Below are 19550 nucleotides of genomic sequence, written 5' to 3'. Positions count from 1 at the left end.
AACCGTACGCCGACGGGAGCAGCCCGTGGACCGACGCGCGGCGGACCGTCTGCTGCTGACGACGGTCCGGCGAGGCGGTGTGTGGGGCGGGATCCAGGCCGCCGTGTCCCTGCTGCTGGCAGGCGTCTACGTTCTCCTGCCCGCCGTCATGGGCCGCACGGTCGACGCCGTACTCGGGCGCGGCGACACCTCCCTGTGGCTGACCTTGTCCGCCGTCACCGTCGCCCTGCTGGTGGCGTGCGACGCCGCGGACGACTACGCGGGCGCCGTGGCCAACGCCCGCTGCACGGCATGGCTGCGGCACACCCTGCTCGGCCATGTCCTCGACCTGGGCGCTTCCGCCGGCCGCCGTCACACCCCCGGCGACCTGGTGGCCCGTCTGGTGGGCAACACCGCCCGGGCGGGCAGTGCCCCGTCGAGCCTGGTGTGGGCGGTGACCGACCTGGTCCCCCCGGTCGGGGCCGTGGTGGCCTTGGCCCTCATCGACCCCTGGTTGTGCCTCACCTTCGTGGCCGGACTGCCGCTGATCGCCCTGATGGTGCGCGCCTTCGTCCGCGACGTCTCCGACCTCAACGACCGTTACTTCGCCACGCAGGGCCGCGTCGCCACCCGACTCGTCGACGCCCTCACCGGAATCCGCACCATCACGGCGGCCGGGACCCTGACCCGCGAGACCGAGCGGGTACTGCAGCCGCTTCCAGAGCTGCACCGCCACGGCCTGGGCATGTGGCGCGCGGTCGCCCGGGTCTCCGCACGGGACGCGGCGATCGTCCCCCTGCTGGAGATCGCCGTACTGGCCGTCGCCGGGCTGGGGCTCGCCCAAGGCCGCATCACTCTTGGTCAGATGCTCGCCGCGAGCGGGTATGTGGTCCTGGCCACCGGCGTAAGTTCGCTGGTGGCCTCGGTGAACCGACTGGCCTTCGCACGCGCCACCGCGGGCCGGATCGCCGAGGTGCTGGGCGAGCCCACGGTCGCGTACGGCGACGCGCGCCTGCCCCGCGGGGGCGGCGGACGTCTGGAGTTCCGCCAGGTCACGGTACGCACAGCCGAGGGCGACGCCGCGCTGGACGGCATCGACCTGGACCTGCCGGCGGGTGCGCTGACCGCCGTCGTAGGACGCTCGGGAGCCGGCAAGTCCCTGCTGGCCGCGCTGGCCGGACGGCTGGCCGACCCCGACGAGGGCGAGATACGGCTCGACGGAGTGCCGCTGCGCGACGTGGACCGCACGGAGCTGCGGCACGCCGTCGCCTACGGCTTCGAACGCCCGGTGCTGCTGGGCGAGACCTTCGCCGACGCGATCGGATTCGGGCCGCGCACGCCCAGGGGTGGGGAGGTCCGCGCCGGGGCCACCGCGGCACGCGCCGACGCCTTCATCCGGACCATGCCCGAGGGTTACGGCACCCGGCTCACCGGTGCTCCGCTGTCCGGCGGCGAGTACCAGCGCATCGGCCTGGCACGCGCCTTCGTCCAGTCCGCACCCTCCGGCCGCCTCCTGGTGCTGGACGACGTGACGGCCAGCCTGGACACCGTCACCGAGCACCACATCAGCCAGGCCCTGACCGGCACCGGGCCACTCGCCGGCCGGTCCCGGCTGGTCGTGACCCACCGTGCCTCCACGGCCGCCGACGCGGAGGTGGTGGTCTGGCTCGACGCGGGGCGGGTGCGGGGGGTGGGCACGCATCGGGAACTGTGGATGGAGGAGGGGTATCGGGCGGTGTTCCGGCCGGAGCCGGGGGGTGACGGGGAGGCGGGTCCGCAGCTGGTTCGGCACCGGGGCGTACATCCGAAACCGGCATCGGCACCGGCACCGGATCGCGACGCAGCCGTGTGGGACGGAGGCGTGTGGTGAGCCCGGCGCCTGGGGCGTTGCTGCGCTCCACACTGCGCACGCGGCGCCGGGCGTACGTACGACTCACCGGCTGGTCGCTGGTCGAGGCCGTCCCCGCGCTGCTGTCGGGCTGGCTGGTCGCCCGTGCCGTCGACGAAGGCTTCCTCGCCGACCGCACGGCGGAGGGCCTCAGCTGGCTCGGCCTGCTGGCCTGCGCCGTCCTCGTCGGTGCCTGGGGCACCCGGCAGGCCACCCTCCAACTGGCCGCGGTCGTCGAGCCGCTCCGCGACGACCTGGTCAGGCTCGTCACCACCGGCACGCTGCACCGCTCCGCCCACGTGGGGCAGAGCGCCGACACGGCGGGCGTGGCACGGCTGACCGAACAGGTGGAGATCGCCCGTGAGTCGTACGGAGCGGTCGTGATGTTCGTGCAGAGCTTCGCGGTCACGACGGTGAGCGTGCTGCTCGGGCTCGCCGCACTGGATCCCGCCCTGCTGCTGTTCGTCGTGCCGCCCCTCATGGCCGGGCTCGTCCTCTTCCTGCTGGCCCTGCGGGCGATGGCGGCCCGGCAGCGGGCGGTCGTCCTCGCCGACGAGGCCATCGCCGAGCAGGTGAGCACGGTGGCCGGCGGCCTACGGGACGTGACGGCCTGCGGTGCCGAGGCGACGGTACGTCGTCGAGCCGGCGCCCGTATCGACGAGGCGGCGCGCGCTGCCCGCGCCCTGGCCCGGCTCACCGCGTTGCGCACGGCCGCGCTGGGTGTCGGCGGCTGGCTGCCGATCGTGCTCATCCTGGCCGGTGCGCCCTGGCTGGTACGCGGCGGGGTGACGGCCGGCGCGATCCTGGGAGCGCTGACCTACGTCGCGCAGAGCCTGCAACCTGCCCTGCGCGGCTTCGTCCAGGGACTCGGGGGCAGCGGGCTGTGGCTGCTGGTCACACTCGGCCGAATTCTGGAGGCGGCGGGGACGGGGGTGGGAGGAGCGGCGGGGAGGGCCGGGCCTGCAAGGGTGGCGGAAACTGCTGAGGCAGCGGGGATGGCGAAGCCGGCGGGGCCTGCGGGGTCGTCGGCGGGGGTAGCGACGGCGGCAACGTCGGACGGCAGACTCCCCCGCGACGGCCGTGTCGAGCTGCAGGGCGTCACCTTCGGCTATGCCCCCTGCGCCGAACCGGTCGTCCGGGATCTCGACCTGTCCCTCCCCTCGGGCACCCATCTGGCGGTCGTCGGCCCCAGTGGCGCGGGCAAGTCCACGCTCGCCGCGCTCATCGCGGGGATGCTCGACCCGCAGGTCGGCCAGGTACACCTGGGCGGCGTCCCGGTCCGCGCCCTGGACGTCGGCCGACTCTCCCGGTCCCGCGTGCTGATCCCGCAGGAGGCGTACGTCGTCGCCGGCACCCTGCGCGAGAACCTCGCCTATCTGCACCCGGCGGCCACCCCGCCCGACCTCGACGCGGCGGTCGACGCAATCGGCGCCACCGCGCTCGTCGAACGCATCGGCGGCTACGACGCCCCGGTGAACCCGGCCCTGCTGTCCGCCGGCGAGCGCCAGCTGATCGCCCTTGTCCGTGCCCTGCTTCCGCCCGCCCCGCTGATCCTGCTGGACGAGGCCACCTGCCACCTCGACCCGGCCGCCGAGGCAGGCGCCGAACGGGCCTTCGCCTGCCGCCGGTCCACCTTGATCGTCTGCGCCCACCGGATCAGCTCCGCCCTGCGCGCCGACCTCGTCCTCGTGATGGACGGGCCGCGTTGCCGCCTGGGCACCCACGACCAACTGCTGGCCGACTGTGCCCTGTACCGCGACCTGATCGGCCACTGGGACCAGATGGCGACTGACGTCCGACGCTGATGGCAGAGGTGCAGTGCGGCAGGCAGCACTTGCCTGCCGCCGGCCCGGCTACAGCCAGCCGGACTCCCGGGCGATCCGGATCGCGTCGATGCGGTTGCGTGCGCCGGCCTTCCTGGAGACCGCGTTCAGGTGATTGCGGACCGTTCCCACCGATAGCGACAGCCGGTCGGCGATCTCACGCGTGGGCGTGCCGTCCGCCGCCAGCCGCAGCACCTCGAGTTCCCTCCCGGTCAGCGGGTTCTCCACCGAGGAGAGCGCCAGCAGCGCGAGTCCCGGGTCGATGAACCGCTCGCCCGCCGCCACCTTGCGGACCCCCTGGGGCAGGATGTCGCAGGGGCTGTTCCTGCCGATGAGGCCCGCGACGCGACGCGCCAGCGCCCGCCGCAGATACTCGGAGGTGGCCGACCCGACCACCAGCAGGGTGCGGCACTCCGGCAGCCGCGTGGCCAGCTCCAGGGAGGTACCGAGCACGCTGTCCTCCCCGCCGTCGGCATCGATGACGACCACGTCGGGCCGGTACGACAACGCCTGAACGACCGTCTGACTGTGCTCCGGCGACGCCGGGACCACCTCGATGTCCTTCTCACGTGTGAGCAGGGCGGCGAGTGCCCCCCGCACGAGGCCTGCCTCCTCGACGAGAAGAACACGGATCAACATCGCTCCTACCCGGCCGGACCCGGCCTCCATGACGCAGCGCGCCCCGGACACTCCGGCGGCGCCATACGAAGTATCTCCACCTTTCCACCCATTCGCCGGGAGCCGCCCCGCCCACCCGCGACCGAGTCGAGGTCCTGCACATGGCTCAACCGCTGAACGCCGCCCGGCCGGATGCGGTCGTGGTCCGGCACGGCCGCCGCCTGCGGTTTCAGCCGGGGAACCCGGCCAACCGGCCCACCGACCCACAAAACAGTTCATGCGGGCCGAGGTAACCCTCGACCCGCATGAACTGGAAGTGATCTGTTGAATCTGTTGATCTGTGTCCGAGGGGGGACTTGAACCCCCACGCCCGATAAAGGGCACTAGCACCTCAAGCTAGCGCGTCTGCCATTCCGCCACCCGGACTAGGTGTCTGCCGCCTTGCCGGGGGTCTTCCCCGCGGCGACATGGACAACAATACCAAGGTTTCGGAGTGCCCTTCACCTGCATATCCGTCCGTCGGACGGCGGCCCGGCGGGCGCGCGAGGCGAGCCGGAGGCGAGGCCGTTCGAGGGGTTTCACCTCGCGTGATTCCGTGGTCACGCATGGCTGAGACCGGCCGGTGGCGTCCCTGCGGAGCGGGCGCACCACCGGCCCCCGTCCCGGCGCGGGGGATCACGTCACGGCATGCCCGATGCCGTCACGGCGTACCAGATGCCGTCACGGCATGAGGTGGTAGTCCGGGAAGTTCCCGGGCAACCGCTCCCCGGCCGGCCCCTGCGTCACCGCGCGCACCAGCAGCTCGCCACCGACGAACGCACCCCGCCAGGACGCGCCGAAGCCGCCGAACAGCTCGTCGCGGTCGCCGCGGGAGCGCGGTTTGCCGTGGCCGACCTTGAACGCGCGGATCTGCGGGGCCAGGCGGCCGTAGGTCTCCTGGTCGTCCGTGGACAGCGTGGCCACGAGCGCGCCGTTGGACGCGTTCATCGCCGCCAGCAGCTCTGCCTCCGTGTCGACCAGGACGATCGTGTCGACCGGCCCGAACGGCTCCGCGTGGTGCAGCGGGGAGGACGGGGGCGGGTTCAGCAGGGTGACCGGCTGGACGTACGCCGAGGTGTCCTGGCCGGGCAGGTATCGGGCGTCCGACAGCTGTCCCCGGTGCAGCGGGACGGCGCCTCGGTCGATCGCCTCGGCGACCTGGTCCTGGAGTTCCTTCGCCTTGGCGGCGTTGATCAACGGCCCGAAGTCCAGCCGCGGGTAGGGGTCGTCCCGCTGCTCGACAGCCAGGGGGTGGCCGACCGTCAGCGTGCGTACCGCCGGGAGGTACGCCGCGAGGAACTCGTCGAACAGCTCACGCTGGACGACGAAGCGCGGGTACGCGGTGCAGCGCTGCTTGCCGTAGTCGAAGAGCTTGGGGATGACCGCCGTGAGCGCGTCCCAGTCCGTGTAGTTCCAGATGCCCCAGGTGTTGAGTCCTTCCTGTTCGAGTACGTGTCGTTTGCCGAGGTCGGCGACGGCCGTGGCCACCGCGGCGCCGGTGTCGCGGCCGCCGACGAAGGAGACGCAGCCGATCTCGGGCGCCCGCACCAGCGCCTCCGACAGCTCGCCTCCGCTGCCGCTGACGAGGGTGACGGGAATTCCCTCGCGGGTGGCGAGCGCGCAGGCCAGGGTCAGACAGGCGACACCGCCGTCGGTCGGGGTCTTGGCGATGACCGCGTTGCCTGCCAATGCTTGTACCAACACTGCGTGAACGAGCACGCTCATCGGGTAGTTCCAACTGGCGATGTTGGATACCGGACCGTCCAGCGGGGCCCGGCCTGCCACCATTGGCTCGATGCCGTCGACGTACCAGCGCACGCCGTCGATGGCCCGGTCGACGTCCGCCTGGGCGAGCCGCCAGGGCTTGCCGATCTCCCAGACGAGGAGCAGTGCGAGCAGTTCCCGGTGCTGGGTCAGGGCGTCGAGGGTTGCCGCGACGCGGGCCCGGCGCTCCTCCAGCGGGATGTGCCGCCAGGCGCGGTGCTGGTCGAGCGAGGCGCGTACGGCCTGGTGGGCAGTGGCCCGGTCCAGGCGCGGCGGGCCGGCGATCGGGCTGCCGTCGACGGGGCTGGTGGCGGGCAGGGCTCGGCCGTCCGCCTGCCAGGTGGAGTTCCAGAGGTTGAGGACACGGTCGTCCCGGAAGGCCTCCGGGGCCACGGCGAGGCAGCGCTGCCAGGCGTCGGTCCAGGAGGTGCCGGATTTCAGGGTGAGGGTGGTTGCCATCGGGGTCTCCGCTCTCGGTGCACAGTCGAGAGAAAAAAGGGGGCCGTAGGACCCTTCCTTGAAAGGGTGGGGTGGGAGACGGGTGGGCGGTCGTACATGGCTGCGGCGGACGCTAGCGGGGCGCGGGCACAGCTGAAAGTGACCTCGCGTCGACTATGAGTGACGTCACGCTCGGGCTCCCAGGCGCTCCAGCACAAGGCGCGCGGTCTCGGTGGGCGTTTGGCCGACCCGTACCCCGACGGCCTCAAGCGCCTCCTTCTTCGCGGCCGCCGTACCGGAGGATCCGGACACGATCGCGCCCGCGTGCCCCATCGTCTTGCCCTCGGGCGCGGTGAACCCGGCGATGTAGCCGACGACCGGCTTGGTCACGTGGTCGCGGATGTACGCGGCCGCGCGTTCCTCCGCATCGCCGCCGATCTCCCCGATGAGGACGATGAGTTCGGTGTCGGGGTCGCCCTGGAAGGCGGCGAGGCAGTCGATGTGGGTCGTGCCGACGACCGGGTCGCCGCCGATGCCGACGCAGGTCGAGAAGCCGATGTCGCGGAGCTCGTACATCAGTTGGTACGTGAGCGTGCCGGACTTGGAGACCAGGCCTATGCCGCCGGGCTTGGTGATGTCGGCCGGGATGATGCCCGCGTTGGACTGGCCGGGGGTGATCAGGCCGGGACAGTTGGGGCCGATGACGCGGGTGCCCTTGGCCTTGGCATACGTGGTGAAGGCGACGGAGTCGTGGACCGGGATGCCTTCCGTGATCACGACGGCGAGTCCGATGCCGGCGTCGGCGGCCTCGACGACGGCCGCTTTGGTGAAGGCGGGCGGCACGAACACAACGGTCACGTCGGCGCCGGTGGCGCGGATGCCGTCGGCGACCGAGCCGAAGACGGGGACAGCACGGTCGTCGAAGTCGACGGTGCGGCCGGCCTTGCGCGGGTTGACGCCGCCGACGACGTTCGTACCCGCGGCGAGCATGCGCCGGGTGTGCTTCATGCCCTCGCCGCCGGTCATCCCCTGGACGAGGACCTTGCTCTCCTTGGTGAGGTAGATGGCCATGTCGTCATGTCTCCTCAGGCTGTGGCGGCGGCGAGTTGGGCGGCCCGCAGCGCGGCGCCGTCCATGGTGGTGACCTGCTGGACCAGGGGGTGGGCGCGTTCGTCGAGGATGGCGCGCCCGCGGACGGCGCTGTTGCCGTCGAGGCGTACGACGAGCGGCTTGGTCAACTGGACGCTGTCCAGGGCCCGCACGATGCCGTCGGCGACCGCGTCGCACGCGGTGATCCCGCCGAAGACGTTGACGAAGACCGACTTCACGGCCGGGTCGGAGAGGATGACGGACAGGCCGTCGGCCATGATCTGGGCCGATGCCCCGCCCCCGATGTCGAGGAAGTTCGCGGGGCGGGCGCCACAGCCCGCGACGACGTCGAGGGTGGACATGACGAGGCCGGCACCGTTGCCGATGATGCCGACTTCGCCGTCGAGCTTGACGTAGTTGAGGCCCTTGGCTGCGGCCGCCGCCTCCAGCGCGTCGTCGTGCTCCACGCCGTCGGCACCCCAACGCGCCTGCCGGAAGCGGGCGTTGTCATCGAGAGTGACCTTGCCGTCGAGGGCGATGATCTGCCCCTGCGCGGTGCGGACGAGCGGGTTCACCTCGACGAGGAGGGCGTCCTCGCGGACCAGCACCTCCCAGAGCCGCATGAGGACGTCGACGGTCTGCGGCGGCAGTCCGGCCGCCGCGGCGATCTCGCCCGCCTTCGCCGAGGTGACGCCCTCGGCCGGGTCGATGGGGATACGGGCCACGGCCTCGGGCCGACTGGCGGCGACCTCCTCGATCGCCATGCCGCCTTCGGCCGAGGCGATGGCGAGGAAACGGCCCGCGGCGCGGTCGAGAACGTAGGACACGTAGAACTCGGTCGCGATGTCCACGGGTTGGGCCAGCATCACCTTGCCGACCGTGTGGCCCTTGATGTCCATGCCGAGGATCTGCCGTGCCGTGATCTCCGCCGCCGCAGGGTCCGCGGCGAGCTTCACACCGCCCGCCTTGCCGCGGCCACCGGTCTTCACCTGCGCCTTGACCACGACCCGGCCGCCGAGTCGGCGTGCGATCTCGCGGGCTTCCTTGGGTGAGTCGGTCACCTCTGCCCGTGACACCAAGATGCCGTGTTCTTCGAAGAGTTCCCTTGCCTGGTGTTCGTACAGGTCCATTCCGGCTCCTGACTCAAAAGTGCCGCACGCCCCCTGGACACCACCCACCGGATGCGGGATAACAAGGTTCATACAGTATTCGTCGACTGTATGCAATGTACCGCGAGAGCCTTCCAACCCCCTACGAAGGGACAGGACTTCGCCATGCCCGACGACACTCAGGACGTCATTTCCGGTGGTCATCTCGTTGCCAAGGCGCTGAAGGCCGAGGGGGTCGACCGCATCTACACCTTGTGCGGCGGCCACATCATCGACATCTACGACGGCTGCGTCGACGAGGGCATCGAGGTCGTCGACGTCCGTCACGAGCAGGTCGCCGCCCACGCCGCCGACGGTTACGCCCGTATCACCGGCAAGCCCGGCTGTGCGGTCGTCACCGCGGGTCCCGGCACCACCGACGCCGTCACCGGCGTCGCCAACGCCTTCCGCGCCGAGTCACCGATGCTGCTCATCGGCGGCCAGGGCGCCCTCACCCAGCACAAGATGGGCTCCCTCCAGGACCTGCCGCACGTCGACATGATGACGCCGATCACCAAGTTCGCGGCGGCCGTGCCGGACACGGCGCGCGCGGCGGACATGGTGTCGATGGCGTTCCGCGAGTGCTACCACGGAGCGCCCGGACCCTCCTTCCTGGAGATCCCGCGCGACGTCCTCGACGCCAAGGTGCCGGTGAGCAAGGCGCGCGTGCCCAAGCAGGGCGCCTACCGTGCCTCCACCCGCTCAGCCGGCGACCCCGAGGCGATCGAGAGGCTCGCCGACCTGCTGGTCCACGCCGAGAAGCCGGCCATCCTGCTCGGCAGCCAGGTGTGGACGACGCGCGGCACCGAGTCGGCCATCGAGCTCGTGCGCACCCTCAACATCCCCGCCTACATGAACGGCGCCGGACGCGGCACGCTCGCGCCGGGCGACCCGCACCACTTCCAGCTGTCGCGCCGGTACGCCTTCTCCCACGCCGACGTCATCGTGATCGTCGGCACGCCCTTCGACTTCCGCATGGGCTACGGCAAGCGGCTGTCGCCGGACGCCACCGTCGTGCAGATCGACCTCGACTACCGCACCGTCGGCAAGAACCGCGACATCGACCTCGGGATCGTGGGCGACGCGGGGCTGGTGCTGAAGTCGGTGACCGAGGCGGCCTCCGGGCGCGTCAACGGCGGCGCGTCGAAGCGCAAGGAGTGGCTCGACGAGCTGCGCGCGGCCGAGCAGACCGCCCTGGAGAAGCGGCTGCCGAGCCTGAAGTCGGACGCCTCGCCGATCCACCCGTACCGGCTGGTCAGCGAGATCAACGACTTCCTCACCGAGGACTCCATCTACATCGGCGACGGCGGCGACATCGTCACCTTCTCCGGTCAGGTCGTGCAGCCCAAGTCACCGGGTCACTGGATGGATCCGGGCCCCCTGGGCACGCTCGGCGTCGGGGTGCCGTTCGTGCTCGCGGCCAAGCAGGCGCGGCCCGACAAGGAGGTCGTCGCGCTCTTCGGTGACGGCGCGTTCTCCCTCACCGGCTGGGACTTCGAGACTCTCGTCCGCTACAACCTCCCCTTCGTCGGCATCGTCGGCAACAACTCCTCGATGAACCAGATCCGCTACGGCCAGGCCCAGAAGTACGGCCTGGAGCGCGAGCGGGTCGGCAACACCCTCGGCGACGTCCACTACGACAAGTTCGCGCAGATGCTGGGCGGTTACGGCGAGGAGGTCCGTGACCCCGCCGACATCGGCCCCGCGCTGCGGCGCGCCCGCGAGTCCGGCAAGCCGTCGCTGATCAACGTCTGGGTCGACCCCGACGCGTACGCCCCCGGAACCATGAACCAGACCATGTACAAGTGAGGTGGCCTCCATGACTGGTACGCCGACCAAGGCCCTCGAAGGCATCCGCGTCCTGGACATGACCCACGTCCAGTCCGGTCCCTCCGCGACCCAGCTGCTCGCCTGGCTAGGCGCGGACGTCGTCAAGCTGGAGGCGCCGACCGGTGACATCACGCGCAAGCAGTTGCGCGATCTCCCGGACGTCGACTCCCTCTACTTCACGATGCTCAACTGCAACAAGCGGAGCATCACCCTGAACACCAAGACCGAGCGCGGCAAGGAGATCCTCACCGAGCTGATCCGGCGTTCCGACGTCATGGTCGAGAACTTCGGACCGGGCGCGGTCGACCGAATGGGCTTCACCTGGGACCGCATCCAGGAGATCAATCCGCGTATCGTCTATGCCTCCATCAAGGGGTTCGGTGACGGCCCGTACACCAACTTCAAGGCGTACGAGGTCGTCGCGCAGGCCATGGGCGGGTCGATGTCGACCACCGGTTTCGAGGACGGGCCGCCGCTGGCGACGGGGGCCCAGATCGGGGACTCGGGGACGGGTGTGCACGCCGTGGCGGGGATTCTCGCGGCGCTGTTCCAGCGCGAGAACACCGGGCGTGGGCAGCGGGTCAACGTGGCCATGCAGCACGCTGTACTCAACCTGTGCCGGGTGAAGCTGAGGGACCAGCAGCGCCTGGCACACGGGCCGCTTGCTGAATATCCGAACGAGGACTTCGGCACGGAAGTTCCCCGCTCGGGAAACGCGTCCGGCGGCGGTCAGCCGGGCTGGGCGGTCAAGTGCGCGCCGGGCGGGCCGAACGACTACGTGTACGTCATCGTGCAGCCCGTCGGCTGGCAGCCGATCAGTGAGCTCATCGGCCGGCCCGAACTCGCCGACGACCCCGAGTGGGCGACCCCGGAGGCCCGGCTGCCCAAGCTGAACAAGATGTTCCAGCTGATCGAGGAGTGGTCCTCGGCCCTGCCCAAGTGGGAGGTGCTGGAGAAGCTCAACGCGCACAACATCCCGTGCGGGCCGATCCTGTCCACCGAGGAGATCATCGAGGACTCGTCGCTGGTCGCCAACGAGATGGTCGTCACCGTGCCGCACCCCGAGCGGGGCGAGTTCGTGACCGTCGGCAGCCCGCTCAAGCTCTCCGACTCCCCCGTCGAGGTGAGCAGTTCACCGCTGCTCGGCCAGCACAACGAAGAGGTCTACATCGGCGAGCTCGGCCTCGGCGACGAGGAGCTGCGCCTGCTCAAGTCGAACGGAGTGATCTGACGTGATGGCCGAAGACCGCGTCCTGAGGGTGCGGACGCTCCTCGACTCCGTGCGGGCCGAGGGACGCACGGCGCTGACCGCGCCCGAGGGCAAGGTGATCGCCGACGCGTACGGGATCGCCGTACCGGGCGAGGAACTCGCGACGGACGTCGACGAGGCGGTGGCGTACGCGGCCCGCTTCGGCGGACCGGTCGTCATGAAGATCGTCTCTCCCGACATCCTCCACAAGACCGACGCCGGAGGCGTGATCGTGGGCGTCGAGGGGGCGACGGACGTACGGGCGGCGTTCCACACGATCGTCGACAACGCGCGCGCGTACAACGCGGATGCCCGCATCGAGGGCGTGCAGGTGCAGGAGCTGCTCCCCAAGGGGCAGGAGGTCATCGTCGGCGCGGTCACCGATCCGACGTTCGGGAAGGTCGTGGCCTTCGGGCTCGGCGGGGTGCTCGTCGAGGTCCTCAAGGACATCACCTTCCGGCTGGCTCCCGTGGCCGCCGACGAGGCGCTGTCCATGCTGGACTCGATCCGGGCGGCGGAGATCCTGCGCGGGGTACGCGGCCAGGCGGCCGTGGACCGGTGGGCGATAGCCGAGCAGATCCGCCGGGTGTCGCAGCTCGTCGCGGACTTCCCGGAGATCGCCGAGGTGGACCTCAACCCGGTGATCGCGACGGCGGAGGGGGCTGTCGCGGCCGATATCCGGGTGATCCTCTCCGAGGCGCCCGTGAAGCAGCGCCGCCGCTACTCGCGCGAGGAGATCCTCACCTCCATGCGCCGGTTGATGCAGCCGTCGTCGGTCGCCGTGATCGGAGCGTCCAACGAGCAGGGCAAGATCGGCAATTCGGTCATGCGCAACCTCATCGACGGCGGTTTCGCCGGGGACATCCATCCAGTGAACCCCAAGGCCGATGACATTCTGGGCCGCAAGGCGTACAAGAGTGTCACGGACGTTCCCGGTGAGGTGGATGTGGCGGTCTTCGCTATCCCCGCCAAGTTCGTGGCCTCGGCCCTGGGGGAGGTGGGACGCAAGAAGATCCCGAACGCCGTGCTGATCCCCTCCGGGTTCGCGGAGACCGGTGAGCACGAACTCCAGGCGGAGATCGTGGAGATCGCCGAGCGGCACGGCATCCGCCTCCTCGGCCCGAACATCTACGGTTACTACTCGACGTGGCAGGACCTGTGTGCCACGTTCTGCACGCCGTACGACGTCAAGGGCGGGGTGGCGCTGACCTCGCAGTCCGGCGGCATCGGGATGGCCATCCTGGGCTTCGCGCGGACCACTAAGACGGGCGTGTCGGCGATCGTGGGCCTCGGCAACAAGTCGGATCTGGACGAGGACGACCTGCTGACCTGGTTCGGTGAGGACCCGCACACCGAGTGCATCGCCATGCACCTGGAGGACCTCAAGGACGGGCGCGCCTTCGTCGAGGCCGCGCGGGCGACCGTACCGAAGAAGCCGGTCGTGGTGCTGAAGGCGGGACGTACAGCGGCGGGCGCGAAGGCCGCGGGCTCGCACACCGGAGCCCTCGCCGGCGATGACGCCGTGTACGAGGACATCCTGAAGCAGGCCGGTGTCATCCGGGCGCCCGGGCTGAACGAAATGCTGGAGTACGCGCGCGCGTTGCCGGTGCTTCCGGCCCCCAAGGGCGACAACGTCGTGATCATCACCGGGGCGGGCGGCAGCGGCGTACTGCTGTCGGACGCCGTGACCGACAACGGCCTGTCCCTGATGGAGATCCCGCCGGACCTGGACGAGGCCTTCCGGAAGTTCATCCCGCCCTTCGGGGCCGCGGGCAACCCGGTGGACATCACGGGGGGCGAGCCGCCGTCGACGTACGAGGCGACGATCCGGCTCGGTCTGGAGGATCCGCGCATCCACGCCCTGGTGCTGGGCTACTGGCACACGATCGTCACTCCTCCGATGGTCTTCGCGGAGCTCACCGCGCGCGTGGTGGCCGAGTTCCGGGAGCGCGGCGTGGAGAAGCCCGTGGTGGCGTCGCTCGCGGGTGACGTCGAGGTCGAGGAGGCCTGCCAGTACCTGTACGAGCGGGGGGTCGTGGCGTACCCGTACACGACCGAGAAGCCGGTGGCCGTGCTCGGCGCGAAGTACCGGTGGGCGCGGGCGGCGGGGCTGTTGGGGGGCGGTTCATGAGGTGAGTGGGCGCGGGTCGGCCGACGGTGCGCGTCGGCCGGCCCCGGGACCCGTGCGCACACGAAAGGCATTGGACAGGGGGCGCTGGCCAGAACTTTCGACGCAAGGGGTGCAACTAACGTGACAACTACCGATGTTCCACGGGTCGCCGCCTATCGAGAGGTGACCGACAAGAACGGACGCGTCTATCGCGTCGGTGAGTCCGACATCGACATCATGGGGCGCAAACGCAAGTGGATGGTGATCCTGCCCTGGATCGGCATGATGGGCATCTCCTCCGCCGAGTACGCGTTCGCGTCCGCCGAGGACACCCTGCACACGGCGCACCACTGGAACAGCATGCACATCTTCTGGATGATGACCGTCTGGGTCTTCTTCCAGGCCGCGGTGGCCTTCCCCGCGGGCAAGCTGCGTGAGAGCGGAAAGCTGCCGGCCCGCTGGGCGATGATGTGCGGGGCGGCGGGCACATTGCTGGGCTATCTGTCGCTGGCCTTCGCGCCGCATGTCGTCTTCGCCTACATCGGCTTCAGCATGTTCAGCGGCATGGGCGCGGGCATGGTGTACGCCACCTGCGTCAACATGGTGGGCAAGTGGTATCCGGAGCGCAAGGGCGGCAAGACCGGGTTCGTCAACGGCGGTTTCGCCTACGGCTCGGTGCCCTTCGTCTTCATCTTCAACGGCTACATGGACCTGACCAACTTCCGCTGGGTGCTGGTCTCGGTCGGTGTCTTCCTGGCCGGAATCGTCGCGTTCTCCGGCTACTTCTTCAAGGACCCGCCGAAGAACTGGTGGCCCGCCTCGATCGACCCGCTCAACCCGCCGAAGGACCCGCGCGCGGCCCGCTCGCTGCGGATGAACCCGCCGGCGGTCCGCCAGTACTCCCCCAAGGAGGCGTGGAAGACCGGCCGGGTGGCCCTGATGTGGTTCTGTCTGGCGTGCACGTCCGGCGTGAACATCTTCGGTATCGCGTTCCAGGTGGACATCGGCGAGGAGGCCGGCTTCGCGGGCGGGATCGTGGCCACGGCCATGTCCCTCAAGGCGATCGTCAACGGTACCGGCCGTGGCGTCATCGGCTGGCTCTCCGACCTCTACGGCCGCAAGCGGTGCCTGCTCGCCGTGTGCGTCATCCTGGGTCTCGCCCAGTTCGGCATCCTCTGGTCCGCGGACAGCAAGAACCTGACGCTGTTCCTGATCTTCTCCGCGATCTCCGGCTTCGGCGGCGGCGCCATCTTCCCGATGTTCGCGGCGCTCACCGCCGACTACTTCGGCGAGAACAACAACGCGTCCAACTACGGCATGGTCTACAGCGCCAAGCTCGTCTCCGGTCTGGGCGCGGGCATGGGCGCCGTGGTCGTCGGCGCCTGGGGGCACTCCGGTGCCTTCATCCTGGCCGGCTCGATCTCGCTCTTCGCCGGCTGCGTGGCGCTGTTCCTCCGCCCCCCGGGACGCGACAACGAAACGCGCATCGCCCCCAACCCCCAACCGCTCGGCGAGGACACGGCCTGACATGACGGCAGATCCGCACACGGCAAACAGCTCGTCCGCACAGTCCGACGCCGCACACCGTCCCTACCGCGAAGTGACCGACGCGCGAGGCCGCGTCTACCGCATCGGCGAGACCGACCGCGACGTCCTCGGCCACTCCCGCAAGCTCATGGTGTATCTCCCGTGGATCGCCATGATGGCCATCAGCGTCTTCGAATACGCGTACGGCTCCGCGGAGGACACCCTGTCCCACGCGCATGGCTGGACGCAGAGCAACACCTTCTGGATCCTCAGCGTCTGGGTGTTCTTCCAGGCCGGCATCGCCTTCCCCGCGGGCTGGCTGCGGGAGAAGGGCATCCTGACGGCCCGCACAGCGATGTACCTCGGCTCGGGCCTGTGCCTGCTGGGCTTCCTCGCTCTGTCGCACCTGAGCAACGTCTGGCTCGCCCTCCTCGGCTTCGGCGTCATCGGTGGCATCGGCGCCGGCCTGGTCTACGCGACCTGCATCAACATGGTCGGCAAGTGGTTCCCCGAGCGGCGTGGCGCGCGGACCGGGTTCGTCAATGGCGGGTTCGCGTACGGATCGCTGCCGTTCATCTTCATCTTCAACTACGGGTTCGACACCGCGAACTACCACCGGGTGCTGGACCTGATCGGCTGCTACGTCATGATCGTCGTTCTCGGATGCGCGTTCTTCTTCAAGGACCCCCCGAAGAACTGGTGGCCCGCGGACGTCGATCCGCTGACGTACACGGGCAACCAGAAGAACGCGACGAGCCTGGCCAAGAACCCTCCGGCGGTGAAGCAGTACACGCCCCGGGAGGCCATCAGGACGGGCATGCTGCCGCTGATGTGGCTGTCCGTCGTGCTGACCGCCGGGGTGTCGATCTTCGGCATATCCTTCCAGGTCGACTACGCCAAGGAGGTGGGCTTCGGCCCGCTGGTCGCGGCCTCCTCGATGGGCGTGATGGCGGTCATCAACGGCATCGGCCGTGGCGTCGTGGGCTGGCTCTCCGACCGGTGGGGCCGCAAGTCGACCCTGGTGTTCGTCATCGTCGTGCTGGGTCTCGCCCAGTTCGGCGTGATCTGGGCCGGCGCCGTGCAGAGCGAAGGGCTGTTCCTGTCCTTCGCGTTCCTCTCCGGCTTCGGCGGCGGCGCGTTCTACCCCCTGTTCGCGGCCCTCACCCCGGACTACTTCGGGGAGAACTACAACGCCACCAACTACGGCCTCGTCTACAGCGGCAAGCTGATCAGCGGCCTGTTCGGCGGCGGTCTGGGCTCCATGGTGGTCGCTGCCTGGGGCTACGACGGCGCGTACGCGCTGGCCGGGGGCGTGTCGCTGGTGGCGGCGGCGATCGCGTTGCTGCTGCGACAGCCGGGACGAACGCCGACACCCATGGTGGCGGGCTGACGAGTCGCGAACGTGAGGAGGCCCTCCCCGTCCGGGGAGGGCCTCCTCACGTCGGTACGGCCGTCAGCACTTCTCGCGCAGCGAGTGCAGATGCTCACTCGAACGCCGTGCGAAGGTGAGGGACTCGGTCGGGTTGTCGTGCTCCGCCTGCCAGTGGTGGGCGAATCGCTGACCGCGCAGCCTGGTCACGGCGGAGATGAACCGCTGGTAGTCGATGTCACCGTCGCCGACGTCGACCATGCGGAAGCCGTACTGGTTGGCGGGGTCGCTCACACCGTCCTTGACGTGGAAGAGCGGGTAGCGGTGCGGCTGCTTGAGTACGTAGTCCAGCGGCTCGAAGGGGGCGGCCGATCCGTCGGGTCGCTTCGAGAAGCGGAACTGGCCCGAGTACGCCCAGAAGATGTCCATCTCCAGGAAGACGAGGTCCGGGTCGGTCTCGGCGAGCAGCACGTCGTAGAGGCGGACCTTGGGGTTGTCGGTGGCGAAGGAGAACTCCTCGGAGTGGTTGTGCTGGTAGAACTTCATGCCGCGCGCCTTCGCCGCCGCGCCGTAGGTGTTGAACTCCTCGGCGGCGCGCTTCCAGGCGTCGACGGTGGAGCCGTAGCGGAACGGCCCGGAGGCGGTGCCTATGTGCTTCAGGCCGAGGGCCTGGGCGTCGTCGAGGACCTTGGTGAGGTTCTGGGCGAAGGTGTAGGCGCCCGGGTCGCTCGAGTAGTAGCCGACGTGGCTGCCGATCGGATTCAGGCCGTGGTTCCGGGCCAGCCGCTTGAGCTGGGCGAGGGTGATCGGGCCGGCCGAGCCCTGGGTGTATCCGGCGAACTCGACCTCGTCGTAGCCGTACTTCTCCAACTCGGCGAAGACCGGGGCGAAGCCGAGCGTGGAGACCTTGTCGCGCAGGCTGTAGAGCTGGATGCCGAGCCGGCCGGGGGGCAGGACGGGACGGCCGCGGCCGGCGCCACGGGGGGCCGTGCCGGTGGTGGAAGCGGTGCCGGGGGCGGCGGTCGCGGGGGCCGCGGCGGCTCCCAGCAGGGCGGCAGCTGTGGTGCCCGCAGCCACGCCGAGCATGCCTCGTCTGGTGAGGCGGTGGGTGAGTTCGGGATCCGTCTGGGAAAAGCGGCTCATGCCTGGAACTCCCTGTGATCGAAGGCCGTTGTCAGTGGTGAGTGCTTCACTGGTGACCAGTCGGAAGAGACGGGTCGGTGGGACCGGCGGGCTGGTGCGTGCCGGTCGTGACCGGTCAGCCGAGACCGGCGAGTTGGAGCAGGAGTGACTTCACATCGGTGGCCGCGACGCGGTCGCCGAGAGCGCGGGGGGTGGAGCAGATGAGGAGCGGACCGTCGTCGTCGCTCGCAGGTATGCGGCCATGGCTGCCGCGAATAGGTGACGGATCCAGGGGCACGACCGCCATGCGGTAGCGCATGCCCAGTTTCTTGCGGGCGAGTGCGGTCGCCGCCTTGACCTTGATGTAGGGGTCGAGGGGATCCAGGAAGAGTTCGACCGGGTCATAGCCGGGTTTGCGATGGATCTCGACCAGTCGCGCGAAGTCGGGCGCGCAGGCGTCGTCGAGCCAGTAGTAGTACGTGAACCAGGCATCCGGCTCCGCGACGGCGACGAGCTCGCCGGAGCGTGGATGGTCGAGATGGTGGGCCTTCTTGCCCTGGTCGTCCAGGAGTTGCTCGATGCCGGGTAGCCCGTCCAGGGCGGTCCGCGTCGCGTCGAGGTCTTCCGGTCGGCGCACATAGACATGAGCGATCTGGTGGTCGGCGACCGCGAAGGCACGTGACGTCATCGGGTCGAGGTACTCCATGCCGTCCTGGGTGTGCACCTCCAACAGGCCTGCCCGTCGCAGCGCGCGGTTGATGTCGACGGGCCGGTTCACGCGAGTGATGCCGTACTCGGACAGCGCGACGACGGTACGGCCCTCGGCGTGGGCGTCGTCCAGAAGCGGTGCCATGACGGCGTCCAGGTCGGCGGCCGCCTTCAGCGAGCGTGAATCGTCCGGGCCGAAGCGCTGCAGGTCGTAGTCGAGATGAGGGAGGTAGCAGAGCGTCAGGTCGGGGCGCCGGGTGCGGATGATGTGGCGGGTCGCGTCGATGATCCAGCGGCTGGAGACCAGGTCCGCTCCGGGGCCCCAGAAGTGGAAGAGCGGGAAGGTGCCCAGCTTCTCGGTGAGTTCGTCGTGCAGGGCGGGCGGCCGGGTGTAGCAGTCGGGTTCCTTGCGGCCGTCGGAGTAGTAGATCGGACGGGGGGTGACGGTGATGTCGGTGTCGGCGCCCATGGCGTACCACCAGCAGATATTGGCGACGGTGTAGCCGGGATACGCGCGGCGGGCGGCGTCCCAGAGTTTGTCGCCGGCGACCAGTCCGTTGTGCTGGCGCCACAGGAGTACGTCGCCGAGGTCACGGAAGTACCAGCCGTTGCCGACGATGCCGTGCTCCGACGGGTGAGTGCCGGTCAGGAAGGTCGACTGGGCGGCGCAGGTGACCGCGGGCAGGACGGTGCCGAGCGGCGCGCGGGAGCCGGACTGGGCGAGGGTCTTGAGGTGGGGCATGTGGTCGAGGAGACGCGGGGTGAGGCCGACGACGTCGAGGACGAGGAGAGGGGTGGGACCTCCCATGGTGGTGGCCTCCGTTCGGGGTGCTGGGCGGTCACGCGGCG

At 69.9% G+C, this 19550-nt stretch carries 13 protein-coding genes and 1 tRNA gene; 7 read left to right on the top strand and 7 right to left on the bottom strand.

Translation table 11 applies throughout. The annotated features are described in order from the left end of the window. Positions 1-25: 25 nt before the first annotated feature. Together ACTMVF_RS11285 and ACTMVF_RS11280 are read left to right on the top strand one after the other, a co-directional pair. Entirely contained in the window at positions 26-1849 is a 1824-nt protein-coding gene (locus ACTMVF_RS11285; RefSeq protein ID WP_441270808.1) for an ABC transporter ATP-binding protein, read from the top strand. Continuing rightward, on the top strand, positions 1846-3672 hold the full coding sequence (locus tag ACTMVF_RS11280; protein WP_441270807.1) for an ATP-binding cassette domain-containing protein: 1827 nt from the start codon (positions 1846-1848) through the stop codon (positions 3670-3672). The genes ACTMVF_RS11285 and ACTMVF_RS11280 overlap by 4 nt, the downstream gene beginning before the upstream one ends. Before the next feature lie 48 nt (positions 3673-3720). Here ACTMVF_RS11280 and ACTMVF_RS11275 read toward each other — a convergent pair whose 3' ends face one another. The 5 genes from ACTMVF_RS11275 to sucC all read right to left on the bottom strand — a co-directional run bounded on the left by ACTMVF_RS11275 (position 3721) and on the right by sucC (position 8768). Next, positions 3721-4326, bottom strand: a complete 606-nt coding sequence (locus tag ACTMVF_RS11275) for a response regulator transcription factor (protein WP_441270954.1) — start codon at positions 4324-4326, stop codon at positions 3721-3723. Positions 4327-4649: 323 nt separating this feature from the next. Beyond that, positions 4650-4734 (bottom strand) — tRNA-Leu (locus ACTMVF_RS11270). Positions 4735-5028: 294 nt separating this feature from the next. Further along, positions 5029-6570 carry an aldehyde dehydrogenase family protein gene (locus tag ACTMVF_RS11265; protein ID WP_441270806.1) on the bottom strand — a complete coding sequence of 514 codons (1542 nt, stop codon included), beginning with the start codon at positions 6568-6570 and terminating at the stop codon, positions 5029-5031. 165 nt (positions 6571-6735) lie between these two features. Next, positions 6736-7620 (bottom strand): succinate--CoA ligase subunit alpha, encoded by an 885-nt coding sequence (gene sucD / locus ACTMVF_RS11260; protein WP_441270805.1) that lies wholly within the window; start codon positions 7618-7620, stop codon positions 6736-6738. A gap of 14 nt (positions 7621-7634) precedes the next feature. Next, the gene (gene sucC, locus ACTMVF_RS11255) at positions 7635-8768 is read right to left on the bottom strand and encodes an ADP-forming succinate--CoA ligase subunit beta (protein ID WP_441270804.1); all 1134 of its coding nucleotides are present in this window, start codon (positions 8766-8768) and stop codon (positions 7635-7637) included. Between the two features lie 144 nt (positions 8769-8912). Between sucC and ACTMVF_RS11250 the strand changes: the two genes are divergently transcribed. The 5 genes from ACTMVF_RS11250 to ACTMVF_RS11230 all read left to right on the top strand — a co-directional run bounded on the left by ACTMVF_RS11250 (position 8913) and on the right by ACTMVF_RS11230 (position 16892). Next, a complete protein-coding gene (locus ACTMVF_RS11250; RefSeq protein WP_441270803.1) occupies positions 8913-10595 on the top strand; it encodes a thiamine pyrophosphate-binding protein in 1683 nt (560 codons plus the stop codon). Between the two features lie 10 nt (positions 10596-10605). Continuing rightward, positions 10606-11847, top strand: a complete 1242-nt coding sequence (frc, locus tag ACTMVF_RS11245) for a formyl-CoA transferase (RefSeq protein WP_441270802.1) — start codon at positions 10606-10608, stop codon at positions 11845-11847. A 4-nt stretch (positions 11848-11851) separates the two neighbouring features. Continuing rightward, complete coding sequence (locus ACTMVF_RS11240) at positions 11852-13996, top strand: acetate--CoA ligase family protein (RefSeq protein ID WP_441270801.1); 2145 nt, start codon at positions 11852-11854, stop codon at positions 13994-13996. Between the two features lie 120 nt (positions 13997-14116). Beyond that, positions 14117-15502: an OFA family MFS transporter gene (locus ACTMVF_RS11235; RefSeq protein WP_441270800.1), complete on the top strand. Its 1386-nt coding sequence runs from the start codon at positions 14117-14119 to the stop codon at positions 15500-15502. A gap of 1 nt (position 15503) precedes the next feature. Beyond that, complete coding sequence (locus tag ACTMVF_RS11230; protein ID WP_441270799.1) at positions 15504-16892, top strand: OFA family MFS transporter; 1389 nt, start codon at positions 15504-15506, stop codon at positions 16890-16892. Positions 16893-16955: 63 nt separating this feature from the next. On the opposite strand, the gene ACTMVF_RS11225 is transcribed toward ACTMVF_RS11230, so the two are convergent. Together ACTMVF_RS11225 and ACTMVF_RS11220 are read right to left on the bottom strand one after the other, a co-directional pair. Beyond that, complete coding sequence (locus ACTMVF_RS11225; protein ID WP_441270798.1) at positions 16956-18014, bottom strand: sugar phosphate isomerase/epimerase family protein; 1059 nt, start codon at positions 18012-18014, stop codon at positions 16956-16958. A gap of 115 nt (positions 18015-18129) precedes the next feature. Further along, on the bottom strand, positions 18130-19509 hold the full coding sequence (locus ACTMVF_RS11220) for a nucleotide pyrophosphatase/phosphodiesterase family protein (protein ID WP_441270797.1): 1380 nt from the start codon (positions 19507-19509) through the stop codon (positions 18130-18132). Positions 19510-19550: the final 41 nt, after the last annotated feature.

The organism is Streptomyces sp. SD31 (genome assembly GCF_052068475.1).
Classification (GTDB): Bacteria; Actinomycetota; Actinomycetes; order Streptomycetales; family Streptomycetaceae; genus Streptomyces.
This window is presented reverse-complemented; position numbering and strand designations above follow the sequence as displayed.

Excerpts from the sequence above, each read along its gene's own strand:
- ACTMVF_RS11265 (WP_441270806.1), bottom strand. The coding sequence starts at position 6,570 with ATGGCAACCACCCTCACCCTGAAATCCGGCACCTCCTGGACCGACGCC.
- sucD (WP_441270805.1), bottom strand. The coding sequence starts at position 7,620 with ATGGCCATCTACCTCACCAAGGAGAGCAAGGTCCTCGTCCAGGGGATG.
- sucC (WP_441270804.1), bottom strand. The coding sequence starts at position 8,768 with ATGGACCTGTACGAACACCAGGCAAGGGAACTCTTCGAAGAACACGGC.
- ACTMVF_RS11250 (WP_441270803.1), top strand. The coding sequence starts at position 8,913 with ATGCCCGACGACACTCAGGACGTCATTTCCGGTGGTCATCTCGTTGCC.
- frc (WP_441270802.1), top strand. The coding sequence starts at position 10,606 with ATGACTGGTACGCCGACCAAGGCCCTCGAAGGCATCCGCGTCCTGGAC.
- ACTMVF_RS11240 (WP_441270801.1), top strand. The coding sequence starts at position 11,852 with ATGGCCGAAGACCGCGTCCTGAGGGTGCGGACGCTCCTCGACTCCGTG.
- ACTMVF_RS11230 (WP_441270799.1), top strand. The coding sequence starts at position 15,504 with ATGACGGCAGATCCGCACACGGCAAACAGCTCGTCCGCACAGTCCGAC.
- ACTMVF_RS11225 (WP_441270798.1), bottom strand. The coding sequence starts at position 18,014 with ATGAGCCGCTTTTCCCAGACGGATCCCGAACTCACCCACCGCCTCACC.
- ACTMVF_RS11220 (WP_441270797.1), bottom strand. The coding sequence starts at position 19,509 with ATGGGAGGTCCCACCCCTCTCCTCGTCCTCGACGTCGTCGGCCTCACC.